This is a genomic window from Mucilaginibacter sp. OK268, from assembly GCF_900103125.1.
Taxonomy (GTDB): Bacteria; Bacteroidota; Bacteroidia; order Sphingobacteriales; family Sphingobacteriaceae; genus Mucilaginibacter.
Genome location: NZ_FNJV01000003.1, coordinates 932,372 through 948,088, shown reverse-complemented (window position 1 = coordinate 948,088; position 15,717 = coordinate 932,372). Strand labels below are relative to the sequence as shown.

Annotated in this window: 14 protein-coding genes; 11 read left to right on the top strand and 3 right to left on the bottom strand. The window is 43.6% G+C overall.

Annotated features, from left to right (window positions below; translation table 11 throughout):
• Positions 1 to 118: 118 nt before the first annotated feature.
• From BLR84_RS14370 to BLR84_RS14340, 7 genes are all read left to right on the top strand, one after another.
• The gene (locus tag BLR84_RS14370; protein WP_090469020.1) at positions 119 to 1,330 is read left to right on the top strand and encodes a glycoside hydrolase family 88 protein; all 1,212 of its coding nucleotides are present in this window, start codon (positions 119 to 121) and stop codon (positions 1,328 to 1,330) included.
• A 3-nt stretch (positions 1,331 to 1,333) separates the two neighbouring features.
• On the top strand, positions 1,334 to 2,431 hold the full coding sequence (locus BLR84_RS14365; protein WP_090469017.1) for an alginate lyase family protein: 1,098 nt from the start codon (positions 1,334 to 1,336) through the stop codon (positions 2,429 to 2,431).
• A 111-nt stretch (positions 2,432 to 2,542) separates the two neighbouring features.
• Complete coding sequence (locus BLR84_RS14360; RefSeq protein WP_090469015.1) at positions 2,543 to 3,274, top strand: TapB family protein; 732 nt, start codon at positions 2,543 to 2,545, stop codon at positions 3,272 to 3,274.
• Positions 3,275 to 3,483: 209 nt separating this feature from the next.
• Entirely contained in the window at positions 3,484 to 4,035 is a 552-nt protein-coding gene (locus BLR84_RS14355) for an RNA polymerase sigma factor (RefSeq protein WP_218128326.1), read from the top strand.
• Positions 4,029 to 4,862, top strand: coding sequence for a zf-HC2 domain-containing protein (locus BLR84_RS14350; protein ID WP_090469009.1), 834 nt, complete (start codon positions 4,029 to 4,031; stop codon positions 4,860 to 4,862). Before BLR84_RS14355 ends, BLR84_RS14350 begins: the two co-directional genes overlap by 7 nt.
• 9 nt (positions 4,863 to 4,871) lie before the next feature.
• Positions 4,872 to 5,720, top strand: coding sequence for a DUF4097 family beta strand repeat-containing protein (locus tag BLR84_RS14345; RefSeq protein ID WP_090469007.1), 849 nt, complete (start codon positions 4,872 to 4,874; stop codon positions 5,718 to 5,720).
• A 14-nt stretch (positions 5,721 to 5,734) separates the two neighbouring features.
• Positions 5,735 to 6,562, top strand: a complete 828-nt coding sequence (locus BLR84_RS14340) for a DUF4097 family beta strand repeat-containing protein (RefSeq protein WP_255366942.1) — start codon at positions 5,735 to 5,737, stop codon at positions 6,560 to 6,562.
• Between the two features lie 9 nt (positions 6,563 to 6,571).
• Here BLR84_RS14340 and BLR84_RS14335 read toward each other — a convergent pair whose 3' ends face one another.
• Entirely contained in the window at positions 6,572 to 7,426 is an 855-nt protein-coding gene (locus tag BLR84_RS14335) for a pirin family protein (protein WP_090469004.1), read from the bottom strand.
• Positions 7,427 to 7,891: 465 nt separating this feature from the next.
• Positions 7,892 to 8,581, bottom strand: coding sequence for a class I SAM-dependent methyltransferase (locus tag BLR84_RS14330; RefSeq protein WP_090469001.1), 690 nt, complete (start codon positions 8,579 to 8,581; stop codon positions 7,892 to 7,894).
• Positions 8,582 to 8,916: 335 nt separating this feature from the next.
• Between BLR84_RS14330 and BLR84_RS14325 the strand changes: the two genes are divergently transcribed.
• The 4 genes from BLR84_RS14325 (at position 8,917) to BLR84_RS14310 (ending at position 14,520) form a co-directional block, all read left to right on the top strand.
• Complete coding sequence (locus BLR84_RS14325; protein ID WP_218128325.1) at positions 8,917 to 9,684, top strand: DUF92 domain-containing protein; 768 nt, start codon at positions 8,917 to 8,919, stop codon at positions 9,682 to 9,684.
• Positions 9,685 to 9,743: 59 nt separating this feature from the next.
• Positions 9,744 to 10,511, top strand: a complete 768-nt coding sequence (locus tag BLR84_RS14320; RefSeq protein WP_090468995.1) for a M90 family metallopeptidase — start codon at positions 9,744 to 9,746, stop codon at positions 10,509 to 10,511.
• Positions 10,512 to 11,349: 838 nt separating this feature from the next.
• Complete coding sequence (locus BLR84_RS14315; protein ID WP_090468993.1) at positions 11,350 to 14,187, top strand: TolB family protein; 2,838 nt, start codon at positions 11,350 to 11,352, stop codon at positions 14,185 to 14,187.
• Between the two features lie 75 nt (positions 14,188 to 14,262).
• Positions 14,263 to 14,520 carry a hypothetical protein gene (locus BLR84_RS14310; RefSeq protein ID WP_090468990.1) on the top strand — a complete coding sequence of 86 codons (258 nt, stop codon included), beginning with the start codon at positions 14,263 to 14,265 and terminating at the stop codon, positions 14,518 to 14,520.
• A gap of 414 nt (positions 14,521 to 14,934) precedes the next feature.
• Here BLR84_RS14310 and BLR84_RS14305 read toward each other — a convergent pair whose 3' ends face one another.
• Positions 14,935 to 15,687: a copper homeostasis protein CutC gene (locus BLR84_RS14305; RefSeq protein ID WP_090468987.1), complete on the bottom strand. Its 753-nt coding sequence runs from the start codon at positions 15,685 to 15,687 to the stop codon at positions 14,935 to 14,937.
• Positions 15,688 to 15,717: the final 30 nt, after the last annotated feature.

The following is a 15,717-nucleotide window of genomic DNA, read 5'->3' as shown; positions in this document are numbered from 1 at the left end:
TTAACAGGCTATGCTTTTATTTTGGCAGGAATACGTCGTAATATTGAACTCATCATCAGTGTCTTTTACCCCCTGAATTGAAGACGAACCAAACTGATCATAAACTTTTATAAAACCCATGAGAACCAAAAACTTGATCGTCTTTTTTGTGCTGAATCTTTTGGCTATAAAGGCATTTTCACAAACTGATGTAACCAAAGCTTTTTCATTCGCACAAAAACAAACCGCTTTGATGCTTAAAGAGGTTGACACGGTAAAATCCGACGCAGCCAATTCTGCGCTGGTATCGCCACGAAGTTTAAACGTGGACGGAAAGCTGATAATGGTACCATCAAAAGATTGGTGCAGCGGCTTTTTCCCGGGCGAACTTTGGTTTTTATATGAGTACACCAAAGATAAAAAGTGGATGGGGCTGGCCCAAAAATTCACCACAAATATTGAAACCGAGAAAACAAATGGCATTACGCATGACATGGGTTTTAAGGTATACAACAGCGTTGGCAATGGCTATCGGTTAACAAAAGACGCGCACTATAAAGAGGTGATCATTGAAGCCGCCAAAACACTTTCGACCCGGTTTAACCCGGTTGTGGGTTCGATCAAATCATGGGATAACCGTAAACAATGGAAATTCCCGGTTATTATTGATAACATGCTTAACCTGGAGCTGCTGTTTGAGGCAACACGCTTAACAGGCGACTCCTCATTTTATAAAATAGCGGTGGCACATGCTAATACCGCCATGAAAAATCATTTCAGGGCCGATTATAGTTCTTATCATGTAATTGATTATGATCCGGAAACCGGTAAAGTGCTGCACAAACAAACCCACCAGGGTTATGCCGATGAATCGGCCTGGGCACGTGGGCAGGCATGGGGCCTTTATGGTTATACCATGTGTTATCGCGAAACGCACAACAAAGCCTATTTGAAACAGGCCGAAAATATCGCTAAATTCATTTTTAGCAATCCTAATTTACCAACAGACCTGGTACCATACTGGGATTACAATGATCCGGCCATACCCAATGTTCCGCGCGATGCTTCTGCTGCTGCGGTGGCTGCTTCGGCATTATATGAGTTAAGTACTTATAGTAAAAATGCCAAAGAATATCGCTCAACTGCCGATAAGATCGTAAAAATGTTGAGCGAAAAATACCAGGCCAAAGCAGGGGGTAGCAAAGGTTTTTTACTCATCCATAGTACAGGCCACAAACCAGCAGGAACCGAGATTGATGTGCCTATAATTTATGCGGACTACTATTATTTGGAAGCTTTGCTGCGTAAACAACATTTATACAAAGGTCAACCCGTAATTAACCGTAACTGATCGATGAAAAAAGTAGTTTTATTGATGGGCTTTCTGGTTGCAGGAGTGTATGCCCAGGCGCAGTACGTTAGTTTAAACGATGCCGAAATTAAGGCATTGAAAAAGAATATCGGAAGTAACGATGAGGTTAAAAAAGCATTTGAACCCAACAAGCAAACTGCAGAACAGGCTTTAAATGAACAGCCAAATCCTATCGAAACAATCGTATCTCAGGGTGTATTGGCTGGTAATCCTGCAAAAACGGCCAGTCTTAAAGCACTGCAGGATGCAAAAAAAATTTACGGGCTGGCTTTGTGTTACCGGTTGTATCAGCAAAAATCTTATCTACAAAAGGCACAGGATTTTCTGTTGGCCTGGGCTAATACCAATAAGCCGAATGGCGATCCCATTAACGAAACCAAGCTGGAGGATTTCATCACCGGTTATGATCTGATCAGGAATGATGTTTCCGCGGAATCAAAACAACAGATTGACAACTGGCTGATCAAAGTTGGTGAAGCAGAACTCAACAGCGCCTCTGCCAGACCGGGTAGAACAACCGGCTTTAATAACTGGAATTCGCATCGTATCAAGACCATCACATTGGTTGCATTTACGCTGCATAACACGGGTTACGAACCGCGCATTTACCAGGAATTGGAAAAACAGATCAACGCTAACCTGAATGCCGATGGAAGCGGTTTTGATTTTTTGGAAAGGGATGCGCTGCATTACCATACCTATACGCTTGAACCCTTGTTAAGGGCCAGTATGGTTATTTACCGGGCTAACGGCAAAAACTATTTTACCTACCAGTCAGAAAAGGGGGCATCTATCCAAAAATCGGTTGATTTTTTAGTGCCATTTGTAACAGGAGCTAAAACTCACGGCGAGTTTGTAAACAGCAAGGTATCATTTGATAAAAAACGTGCCGAAAACCACGAAAAGGGATATGAAGCAGGCACCTTGTTTGAACCGGCTAATGGGGTTTATACGCTTTCGCTGGCCGCTTATTTTAACCCGGCTTATATAAAAGATATACAACAGGTAAATAGCACAAAGCAAAAATTCAATTGGCAATTAGCCCTTGACCAGGTCATGAAGCCCATCACCAATAATTAACCAACTGATCCTGCCATTTAACCATTGGGATAAAATAGATGTTATCCGGACTTTGAACGAATGCGTAAAACCCGCATACCGATAGCGTGTTTGTACTGTTGCGAATAACTGATGGTAAGCAGACTTTTACAGGTAAATGTTAAAGTCGAAATGAAAAGGGTCATCACTATCATCACGCTGTTGTTCTTTGGGTGTCAATTAGCCATCGCGCAAAATTGTAACCAGTTTGTTGGCACGGTGAGTGGGAAAAAATTAACCTATTTAAACCAGGATGCCAAAGGAAATTCCACCGGAAAACTCATCTACACAGCCACCAAAAAAGACGCCTCTACGGTAACCGTACACAGCGAGGTTATTGATAAGAATGGAAAATCAGTAGGTGGTGGCGACTCTGAAATAATCTGCGATGGCAACGCCATTAAAATTGATATGAAGGCTTTTGTTCCGGCTTCATCCATGAAACAGTTCAGCAACATGAAAATGACCGGAGATGCCAAATACCTGGCTTATCCGCTTAATCTGAGCGTTGGTCAAAAGCTTGACGACGGAGCAGTTACTATTGATATCAGCAATAATGGGCAATCCATGTCGCAAATGCAAATGGATATTGTTAACCGGACGGTTGAAAAGGCTGAAAGTATTACCACCAATGCCGGGAGTTTTGATTGTTACAAGATCACCTATGATGCTACCATGAAAATTAAAATGATGGGCATCGGTATTCCCGTACATATTAAAGCTGCCGAGTGGTATGCCCCTAAATTGGGTCGCTTTGTAAAATCAGAAACATACGATAAAAAATCAAAGCTCATGGGTATCATGGTGCTTGATGCTATAAATTAATACCCCGCCCGTTCAGGTGGGAGCGTATTAGTAATGAAGAGTTTATACCTACCTTATCCCAAGAAAAGACAGGCCGACATGTATCATGGAGGCCTTCTTTTTTTTATTGATTTTTACTCAGAATCAGTAAATTACAATATTTCTTAAATTTTCTGTAACCATTTCTTTTTACAGAAGTCTCCAATGTAAATTAAAACAACTAAACCTGTTTGAATACGCTAAGTGACAATGCCATCATGCTCCGGGTTAAAACAGGAGAACTGGAAAAAATGGGGCTGCTTTTTGAGCGGTACCACAGGGTTTTATATGGCTTTTTGTTTCACATGACCTATAACCGGGAAAGTAGTGAAGATATGGTTCAAACTGTTTTTTACAAAATGCTCAAATACCGTAACAGCTTTACCGGCGACGGCGAGTTTATGGCATGGATGTACCAGATAGCCCGTAATGTATTAAAAGACAGCTATAAAAAGAAATCGCAGAACGTTGCGCACTATGATGTGACAGACTTTGCCGACAGGATTGACGGAGGCACCGCAGCCGATGAGCAATTTGAAATAAAACAAACGCGTACAGAGCTTCATCGGGCTATGAAAAATTTAAGCGATGATCACCGCGAAGTTTTGATCATGAGCAGGCTGCAGGAGCTGAAATACCAGGAAATAGCACAGATACTTCAAACTACCGAAGGTGCTGTTAAAGTGAGGGCGCACCGGGCCATGCAGGAGTTAAAGCAGGTTTATTTAAAAAGAAAATGCTAAACAGAAATAAGATGAAGTGTGAGCAATACCAGGAGCTGTTTACAGATTATATGAATAAACAGCTAACAACCGAACAACAAACGGAGCTGGAAACCCATGTTGCCGGTTGTGATAGTTGTGGACAGGAACTGGCGGCCATGAAAGAGCTGTGGGATGAACTGGGTGATCTGGAAACACCAGAGCCATCTGTAAATGTAAAGGTGAAATTTTATGCCATGCTGGATACTTATACAGCATCGGTTGCAGAAAAAAGAGGTTTTTGGGACAGAATAACTGATAACTCAAATAAATTATGGCAATTGCAACCGCGCTGGCCATTAGCCTATAGCATGATCGTAGTGTTGATCAGTTTTGCTTGCGGATACTGGGTTTTTTATTCCAGCCGAACTGATAAACAAGATCAGCAGTTGCAGGCACTTTCATCACAGGTACATGAATTAAGACAAACCATGATGCTGGCCTTGTTGGAAAACCCGTCGGCATCTGAACGGATGAGAGGGGTAAGCTATACCAGTGAAATAAAACATGTCGATAAACAGGTTATCAGCGCGCTGTTGGCCACGTTAAACAACGATCCTAATGTAAATGTACGGCTGAGCACACTTGATGCCCTGGCGCATTTGTCTGATCATCCCGAGGTTAGGGAGGGGCTTATCCGCTCTATTTTAGATCAGGATTCACCATTAATGCAGTCGGCCATAGCCGATGTGATGCTCAAGCTACAGGAAAAACGTTCGATAGGTTCATTTAAAGAATTATTAAAACAAAAAGATCTGGATCGTGGTGTACGTGAAAAGATCAAAGAAACGATAACACAACTTATTTAAAACCAATTTATGAAAAAATTATTGATCCCCGTTCTGGCGGGAGCAGGGCTTTGTTTTGCCCAATTCTCGGCCTCGGCCCAGGAGTTTAAACAACATATCAGCAAGCAGTTTACCTTGCAAAGTGGGGTTGTGGCCATTTACAATGTTTATGGCTCCATCAATGTAGAAGGTTATTTGGGCGATAAGGTGATCATGGAAATTGATGAAACCATCTCGGGCAGGGATCAGCAAATTGTGGATCAGGGAAAAAATGAAGTTAAGCTTGCCTTTGATCAGAAATCTGATAGTGTGATAGCCTATATCGCGAAACCTTACAATTCAAAACCTCACCACAGTTGGCGCGATGGTGATGACACGGAAGTTAAGTACAAACTCAACCTGGAGTTTACAGTGAAAGTGCCGTTCAACACCAATCTCCGGGTATCAACTATCAATAATGGTCATATTACTGTTAAAGACGTTTACGGTACATTAAACATCAATAATATAAACGGCCCTATAGATATCGTTAACGCAAAAGGTACTACAGACGCTCATACAATTAACGGGGCAGTTACTGCTAATTATCTTAAAGTTCCGGCAGAAGCATCATCCTATAAAACTATAAATGGAGAAGTAAAGGTTACTTATCCAGCGGCCTTATCTGCCGATATGGAATTTAAAAGTATGAACGGTCAGTTTTATACGGATTTTCCTAACGCGGAGGTAATGCCCAGCAAGGTAATTACAACGCAGTCAAAAAATAATAAAGGTACCACTTACAAACTCAGCAAAAACTCCGATGTAAGGATAGGGTCTGGTGGTAAATTATTCAAGTTTGAAACCCTTAACGGGGATATCTATATTAAAAAACAATAGTAAAAGCTAAGGACATGAAAATGATAAAAACTATAAAAATTACCGGGGTACTGATTGCCATTTTATTAGCAAATACACGTATCCAGGCACAAAATGGTTCAGGGCAATTAGTAGTTCCCTTAAGCGATCCAGGTAAAGCTTATAAATTAAGCGCAGGATTGGTACGGGGCTCCATTACGGTAACAGGTTACGAAGGTAAAGACATTGTCATAGATGCCCAGTCGGGAGAGGATAGGCATGGTCATATAAAAGAGAGCGGCAACGGCATGAAACGCCTGATCGGCAATAATAATCTGGATGTTACCGCAGAAGAAAAAAACAACGAGGTGAATGTAGGAGGTAGTGCCGGCAGGTTTGTTAATTTAATTATTAAAGTACCGCAAAACGGGGCCAAATTAAAGATATCTACTGTAAATGATGGCAATATCATTGTCTCCAATGTAAAAGGCGAGTTGGAGATAATTAATGTAAATGGTCATATCAAACTAAACGGTGTTTCTGGTTCTGTAGTGGCTAATACAATTAATGGCGATGTGACCGTTACGTTCAGATCTATCGACCCAAAAGCGGCTATGGCCTTCACTACATTGAATGGAAATGTAGATGTAAGTTTCCCGGCCACATTGAAGGCGAATGTAAAACTCAAATCAGATCGTGGGGATATTTATACCGACTTTGACGTGGTGAGTACTATGCAGAAACCTGCGGTTACCCGTACTAATAAAAACGGCATGTACAGCCTTAAAATTGATGATTGGGTTTACGGAAAAATTGATGGCGGCGGCCCCGAAATGCTGATGAAGAACATGAATGGTAATATTTATCTCCGCAAAGCCAAATAAACTGCCCGGTTAAAAACTTAAAGTTCCGAACAGGCCATTCTTGTAATCAGCAATGGCCTGTTCGTTTTCTTCGGGTGTGTTCATTACAAAGTTATCTTTCGCCGCAACGGGCTCCTCAATAGGCTCTGCCGATAGGTATAATACCTGTGCATCGGTGGTGGCTGTTATAGCGACATCCTCATTTTCTTTACTGAATACGATAAGGTTATGAGCAGATACCGCAGTATCGTTAACCACTACATCGCCGTGAATAATATATAGCAAAGCCCAGTAACCAGGTGTAGCAGTAAAATTGGCTGTTTTACTTGCTGCTATTTCACCGACTATAGAAATAACGGGCGTAAAGTTTTTTATAGGTCCGGTTTTACCTTCATAGGCGCCGCTTAACAGGCGGCAATTCACCCCATCACCCTCTAATACCCGGGGTTGCTGTTCTTGAGTAGCGGCCTGGTAAAAAGGTTCATCCCATTTGTTGGCTTTTGGGGCATTTATCCAAAGTTGTATCAACTCCTGTGTGCCACCTTGCTTTAACATTTTGTCGGTTGGGCCCTCGCTGTGTAAAATGCCCCTTCCTGCAAACATTTGTTGTACATCGCCGGCTTTTATTACTTTATCGTTGCCTGCATTATCCCGGTGATAGCCTTCGCCTTGCAGCATAATGGTATACGGACTAAATCCACGATGCGGATGCGGGTGTATCCTTGATGATTGCCCCGGTTTAATAATAACCGGCCTCATGTGGTGCAAAACAATAAAAGGGTTTGCAAACCGGAAATTTTGATGGGGTAAGGGCTGTATTACTACATCCTCTTCGGTTATTTTTTTCTCGCGGCCTTCCAGTATATGGTCGATAGCTTTTTTCATGGTATGGTGCTAAAACTTGATAAAGATAAAAAAACGGGATAAGCTTAGGGGTTCTGGACTGTCAAAATTTTCGTTTTGGTTCGGGATCAATTTATCACCTGCACTTTTGACCGTTTAAAATCAAAAATTATAAAATTCAAATAACTAAAAACTTTTTAAAGCTCTATTTTAACACTTTTCTGTTCGAAATTGGGGTGAAAACAAACTAAAAATACCCTGATTTTGATGTAAAACCATCTATTTTAACACTTTTTAACAAATTTTAACACGGTTTTGAAAAGTTTAAAAAGTTTTAAAATATTGATATTCAATTTTTTAAATAAAAATTATGATTTGTTTTGAGCCTTTTCACCCCTTAATTAAACAGCCCTGCTTATGTTTTTCAAACAAGCAGGGCTGGCGGTTGGATATGCTTAAATATACTAAAAATCTTTGAGATTTGCAATGTGGTGCAGTGGTAAATATCTACTTTAAAGTGAGCCTTACCAGATACTGTTTAAACTCATCTTCGAGCAGTACTTCCATATCATAACCCATTTCGCTGGCAATGCCGGTGAGTGTTTGTTCGTCGATATAGAGCCATGGGAACCAGTCGCTTTTTTGCTGGTTATATTGATACTGGTATTGAATTTCGCCGTAATATGGTCCGTTTTCGGGGAGTTTACCCTCATATAAATAGGCGATGTCTGAGGAATCAAACAAAAGCTGTCCGCCCGGTTTAAGCAGTTGCTTGGCGTGTTGTAAAAAAGTTTTTAGCTTGAGTAGTGTACCGGTTAAACCGATGCCGTTCATAAGCAACAGCAGGGTGTCATATTGCTGCTCCTGATATTCAAATATATCGGCAGTGATCACTTTATTAACTCCGCGAGCCTTCATTACTGCTGATGCCAGGTCGGATATCTCCAATGCGGTAGCATCAAAGCCACGTTCCTGCAGTAGTAACACATGCCCGCCCGCACCGGCACCGATATCCAATATATCGCCCCGGCACTCGTTTAGGGCCAGCCACTCTATGTCGGGCATATCGTCTTCTTCGCGAAAATAAGCCTCCACGGGCATTTCTTCACTTGGGCCATACTGATTATTGATCCAAAGCTGATGCTCCGGCTTTTTATAATAATAATCATGGATGGCCTGGCCTAATATATCTTTCATACGTGGGCAAAAATAGGGAGAAAGGTGTTGGAATCAAGAATCAGGTGCCAAGATTTGAGAATAAGGAAAAACAACAAGCTAATTGACTGATCAGAACCTAAATCTGGATAGGTAGTCATTTTGAAAACTTTCATCGTTGAATTTGGCTGAAGCCGGGACTTTATCATGTTTACCAACCGTTGGCTAAAGCCAAACGGCAATGAAATATTAAACCTGATTTAAATTGATTGCCATCTCATTTATGGGACGGAAGAAGTGCAACAGAAGAAAATGGCTTTAGCCCAATTATATGCAACTGTTTAAGTGCCTTTTCCCTGCCTTCACCTGAATTGGAAATGATTATTGAAATTAATGACTTATTATTGTTTTTACTATTGTTGACTCTAACATCCATGCTGGCACACTATGGTTTATTGGTTTTGACCCTGATCGCAGGCGTAGTTTACAGCATATCGGCCCGTAAACTAACTCCGGTGGCGGCCATCACTGGCGCTGTGGTTGCCTGTTTGGTTTTTGCCGGCGCTGGATACACAGGCGTGGCTATGATGACCACTTTTTTTATTTTAGGTTCGGCTGCCACATCATGGCAAAAACATAGAAAGCAAAGTTTTGCCAGTCCCGAAGAACATCAGGGCGGTAGAACCCCTGCCCAGGTATTGGCCAATGCGGGTGTAGGTGCCATAACCGGACTTTTAGTTTTATCATTTCCTGCATATAACACGCTTTGGATATTGATGATGGCTGGCAGTTTTGCCTCGGCAACGGCAGACACACTGTCGTCTGAACTGGGCATCGTTTATGGCAGGCGGTTTTTTAACATCATTACGCTAAAGCCCGACCAGGGGGGATTGGATGGTGTGATAAGCATAGAAGGTACTTTATTTGGCGTGGCCGGCAGCTGCGTTATAGCCCTGGTATATGCCGTTGGCTTTGGATGGGGCAGCAGTTTGATCTGGATTGTTATTGCCGGAACAATAGGTAATTTAACAGATTCTGTACTGGGAGCCTTATTGGAACGCCGTGGATACATCGGCAACAATGCCGTAAACTTTTTAAATACCCTGATGGCTGCCCTGGTTATGGGGTTGATTTACCTGATTTAATGCTGATATTTGACCGTTGATGGAGAGGATTCCGTTGATCTCGTTGATTTTTTGAGCCTATGACGCCAATCATTATACTACTGATCATTATTATTTTTACCGGATACTTCTTTTTGAAAGGTAAGCGTAAGCCAAAAATAACGGCTTCCAATTCGGTTTATAAAGCCATCCTGGAAAGGTACATCCCGTTTTATCAAACGTTAAACAATACAGACAAGCTCTTATTTGAGCAAAAAGTAAGTGATTTTTTGGAAAGCACTACCATAGAAGGAGTAGGTACAGCCATTGAAGATACCGACCGGGTCATGATCGCTTCGAGCGCGGTGATCCCGATTTTTAGGCTGGACAACTGGCGGTACAGCAATCTCACGAATGTGATATTATATCCCGATACTTTTGATGCAGAGTTTCAGTTTGAGGGCGAAGGCCGGAATATCCTGGGTATGGTGGGTTCGGGCTATATGAACGGACAAATGATCCTGTCGCGGGCGGCGCTTACCAAAGGTTTTTCGCGTTCGGCCGGTAAAGAAAATACGGCCATACATGAGTTTGTGCACCTGCTGGATAAATCAGACGGCGTTACCGATGGCATCCCCGAAAACCTGCTGGCGCATGATTATGTACTGCCCTGGCTAAAAATGATCCACCACGAGATCCATCAAATAGAAGAAGGCAAATCGGATATCAATCCATACGCTGCTACCAGCGAAGCCGAGTTTTTTGCCGTAGCCGCCGAATACTTTTTTCAGAAACCCGAAGAGCTGAAACACAAACACCCGGAATTATACGAGATGTTGTTTATGATGTTTATGCGGGTAAGGAGATAGGTTTTTTTAGTATCAAGTAGTTTTCTGGCAGCTAAATTCCCTCCTCACGGGAGGGGGCGCTGGATTGTGGTGTAGCAGGGAGGGGTTTATACGATATTTATTACCGCATGTATTTACAGGGCGAATACCCGCTCTGGGCCGCGGGAGGGCCAGTCACGTTTTTCGTTATTGTTTGTTTTTATAGGTACTCAAGATGGCTCCGCCGTATGTCGCCACAAAAGTACCCAGACCGAGCGAAGCGAGATAATGAGTACCTATAAAAATAAATAACTACGAATAACGCTTTCAGCAGGCTTCTTTGCGCACTGGGCCTTTACCCCGCAAATCGGGCAGAACCAGGGCTGCTAAACCTTACCTCTACTTCGTTCGCTCATTATCTCACGCTTCGGGTAAGGTTCGCTATGCCCCGCATCCGCACAGGCCACCATTGTTCTGCCCGCTTTCGTCCGAAGCTGTTCTGCTGACGGGAAACTCATTCTGTTAATCCTTAAATTCTGTAAATCCTGATTCAGACAACCCGCGTTAGCGATAGCAGCGGATACCGGCCCGTGCCTAATGCCTTGTGGCGTATGAGCGGATAGCGCGGGCTGAAGGTAACGCCCTTATTTAGCGTTAAGAATCAAGAGACATAAATCATAAAAATCTAAGCCCTCTTGCACACCGATTAAAATTAACTCGTGAAAAACCCAATAAATCATGTTATACACCTTGCAAAATCAAGAATAGATCCTTCGTTCCTCAGGATGACAAATGAGTTTTTTTAGCTCCCTCTCCTTTGGAAAGGGCCGGGGTGAGGCTGTTGTTTAAATTACAAATTGTGCTTACTTTGAGCACTCCTATGAAAAATTACCCCGCCGTTAAAAAAACCTTACAAAAACTACTGCTGCCCGCCTTATTATTTGCCGCTACTGTTGCCCGGTCGCAGGAGTTTGGTGGTAACCCGCCTTCGATAAAATGGAAGCAGGTAAATACACCGGCAGCCCGGATCATTTTCCCGGCGGGGATGGATTCGGCAGGGTTAAGGGTGGCCAACATTATACAGCAAATGAATGGACTCATTAAACCTACCATCGGTTCTAAACAGAAACAGGTGAGCATTGTGCTGCAAAACCAAACCACCATTGCCAATGGCTATGTGGGTCTGGCACCCTTCAGGAGTGAGTTTTTTTTAACGCCCGAGCAAAATAGCTTTGATATAGGCAGTTTGCCCTGGCCGCAGCAGCTCGCCATTCACGAATTTAGGCATGTGCAGCAGTATAATAATTTTAATGTGGGTGTTTCGCACGTGCTGCATATTCTTTTTGGCGAAGGCGGGCAGGCCCTGGGTAATGATCTGTCAGTTCCCAACTGGTTTTTTGAGGGCGATGCCGTATTTAACGAAACCCATGTAAGCGGGCAGGGGCGTGGGCGCCTTCCCTGGTTTTTTAATGGCTACCGGGCCCTGTGGGCGGCTGACCGCGATTATAGCTACATGAAGCTGCGTAATGGATCATATCTTGATTTTACGCCCGATCATTACCCACTGGGTTATATGCTGGTTTCCTACGGGCGCGAAAAGTATGGCGATAACCTCTGGAAAAACGTAACGCATGATGCCGCGGCTTTTAAGGGTGGCTTTTATCCTTTTCAGCGGGCCAGCAATAAATACACCGGTACCGATTTTAAAACTTTCACCAATAACGGGCTCAGTCATTTTAAAGAGCAATTTAAGGATGATGAGAAAGCGCATGCGGCTAAAACCAAACACTTTGATGCCGACAGGGAATATCCGGCTTATATCAATGATAGTACGCTCATTTATATGAAGAGCCCGTATGATCATATTCCGGCCTTTGTGATCCGTACCGGTAACCGGGAACGCAAGATCAGCACGCGTTCGTCATCGCTTGATAATTACTTTAATTACCATGACGGCAAGGTGGTTTATGCCAGCTACCGCCCCGACCCGCGCTGGGGTTACCGCAATTACAGCGAGCTGATGATACTCGATATAGCCAGCGGCAAGGAGCATCGCATCACCCAAAAAACAAAATATTTTTCGCCCGCTTTTAATGCCGATGGTAAGCGGATCGTGGTGGCGCAGGTAGCTACGTCTGGAGCGAGCGAGCTGCATTTGTTGAACACCGATGGCGAGTTGATCAAAGTGTTGCCTAATCCGCAGAAACTGTTTTATACCTATCCGCAATTTTATGGTGATGATCAGCTGGTGGCAGCTGTGCGTAATCCCGAAGGTAAAATGACGCTGGCGCTGATCGATATTGCCAGCGGCAGCGCTAAATACCTGGTCCCTTTTAGTTACCGGCCCATTGGTTTCACCACGGTTAAAAATAACGACGTATACTTTACCCAAACCGAAGATGTAAACGACCGCCTGTTTGTACTGAAACTGAAAGATAACCAATGCTATGAATTATTGCCCACGGGCCATGATACCGGTATAGGCCATTACCAGCCCGCTGTGGCCGATAATAAACTAGCCTGGGTTGGTTTTACCGCTTTTGGCTACCAGATTAATGAGGTAAACAAAAAGGACTTAAAATGGATAGATGCCGGTCCGCAGTATGTACGGCATTTGCCAAACATGGGTATCAGCGCATTGGCTCGCGACTCATCTGCGGATATGCTGACGGAGGTGGTAAATAAACCTTTGCCGGTTGTGCCATATTCCAAAGGGCATGGCTTGTTTAATTTCCATAGCATCATTCCCAACATCAGCGACCCCAACTATTCCTTTGCCATTACCGGCGAGAACGTACTGAATACGTTTCAGTCGCAGATCTCCTTTGATTATAATCGTAACGAGGGTTACAAGCAATTTGGCTTTGATGCTACTTATGGCGCTTTGTACCCTTACCTATCCGCCGGGGTTGATTATACGCTTGATCGCCGCCAGTTTTATAAAGGCAACTATGTGTATTGGAACGAAACGTCGGTACATGGCGGACTCGAAGTGCCGCTTAACTTTAGCGCGGGTAAACACTCTACCTGGCTTACCTTTGGCAGCGACCTGTATTTTAACCAAACGCACTTTCAGCAAGGCAATGCCCAGCAGTTTAAAGACCGTAACTACGCCTACCTGAACAATTATATATCCTTTAGCAACCAGGGTTTGGTGGCTAAGCAGAATATATACCCCATGCTGGCGCAAAGCATCAGCCTCAATTATAAGTCTGGTGTATCTGGCGGGGCGGCTACACAGTTATTGGCGCAGGGTACATTCTATTTCCCCGGACTGGCAACCAACCACAGTCTGGTGATCAATGTGGCGCATCAGCAAAAAGGTAAAAATAATGTGATCGGTTTCTCGAACGACTTCCCTTTTAGCAAGGGATATACTGCCGAAAGCCTGGACGATATGAATAAGGTAGGCCTTAACTATCATTTCCCCTTCGCCTATCCCGACGCCGGTTTTGGCAACATCGTATACCTGCTGCGTTTAAGAGGGCAATTGTTTTTTGATTATACACGGGCTACCTCCGATAACTTTTTTACCAATGGCGCCAGCTTCAAACAAAACTTCCGGTCGACAGGGGCAGGGGTGTTTTTTGATACCAAATTCTTTAACCAGAACAGCATCTCGTTCGGCATCCGATACAGTAGGTTATTGGATGAGGACTTTTTTGGCGGCACGGGCAGGAATAGGATAGAACTGGTATTGCCGGTTACGTTTTTTTAATTACCCCTCTAAATCTCCCCGAGGGGGAGACTTTAAAAAAGATGGTAGCACGGCAAGTTTTATGAAATAATCAATGTGGAACAAACTAAAGAAGAAATAATAGCCCTATTAAAAAATCCCGATGTTCTAACTAATGATCAGATAATGGATGTGTTTTTTAAAATAGGGCGCCTTGGCGATATCTTTATATTGAAAAATGATGGGGCAAGAGAAAATTATGTTTATACCGTGGTTATTAGCTCATCAAAAGGATCTTTTGATAGTATACGGTTTGATGGCGACGATCTAAATGTAATTGTAAGAAAGGCTCTAAATGAATATGTTGAAACATAATACGGCGCTGTCTAGAGTCTCTGATTGAAACTAAAAATAATGGCAGATAAGGCGAATGGCCCCTTGCGATTCCTTCCTTGGGGAAGGGGAGGAAGGGGTTTCTTCAGCTGGCTAAACCCCTCCCTGCTTTTGCGCTCGTGCCAGCCGCACTCCTCCCGTTGGGAGGGAACTGGAAAACAAACAGTCGCTTGGCTTCACAAAAAGTACATGAAAAATGTCATTTCGATAGAGCATGGGTAGGCTTGGGCGTTGTGCGAAAGAGAAATCTTCTGCTGTGTACAAACCCTAATTGCATGTCGAAGAAGATTTCTCCTCATTCCTCGTTCGAAATGACAAGGGGTTTATGTCTTCCAACGAGCCCAAGGTTGAGCAGTTGTATCTTAATTCTTGACTCTAATCTCTTGATTCTCTCGCTCAGCTATTAGCCAACTCTACAAGTTTCCGTACCCTATCAACGCTGGTGAGGTCGATGCTGTATTCATCGCCGGGTTCGTTGCTCATCAGGATATGGTCGTTTTTGTATTGCATTTTGCTTTGTACACTGACGCGGGCCGATGAGTGTACTTCGGTTACGCCGGTAAAATGTACCAGGTCGGCCACGTTAGCTTCGCTCACGCCGCTGCCCGGCATAATGCTGATACGGCCTGCGGCTTTTTGCACCAGGTGGTTGATCACTCTGGCGCCTTCCATGGCGGTGCTTTTACCACCCGAGGTAAGGATGCGTTCGCAACCCATTTCAATAATTTCTTCCAGGGCTTTATCCTGGTTGGCACACATATCAAAAGCCCGGTGAAAGGTAACACCCAATCCCCATTGGCGGGCCAGTCGTGCCATTTCCAGGCAGCGTTCGGTATCAATAGAGCCATCGGGATTCAGCATGCCTATCACCACGCCATCACAGCCGGCATCGATACAATACCTGATATCGGCCATCATGATATTGTATTCCAGGTCGGAATACAGGAAATCGCCGCCCCGCGGACGGATCAGTACATATAATTTAATGTGCAGTAAGCTGCGGGCCATTAATATTTGCCCATGCGAGGGCGTAGTGCCACCTTCTTTTAAATTTTCGCACAGTTCCACTCGTACGGCGCCGCCCTCCTGGGCTGCAAGTGCAGATGTAACTGAATTAGCGCAAACTTCAAGATTAACGGGTTTAATCATAGTTGGTTAAGATTATCGTTAGTCGTTTTA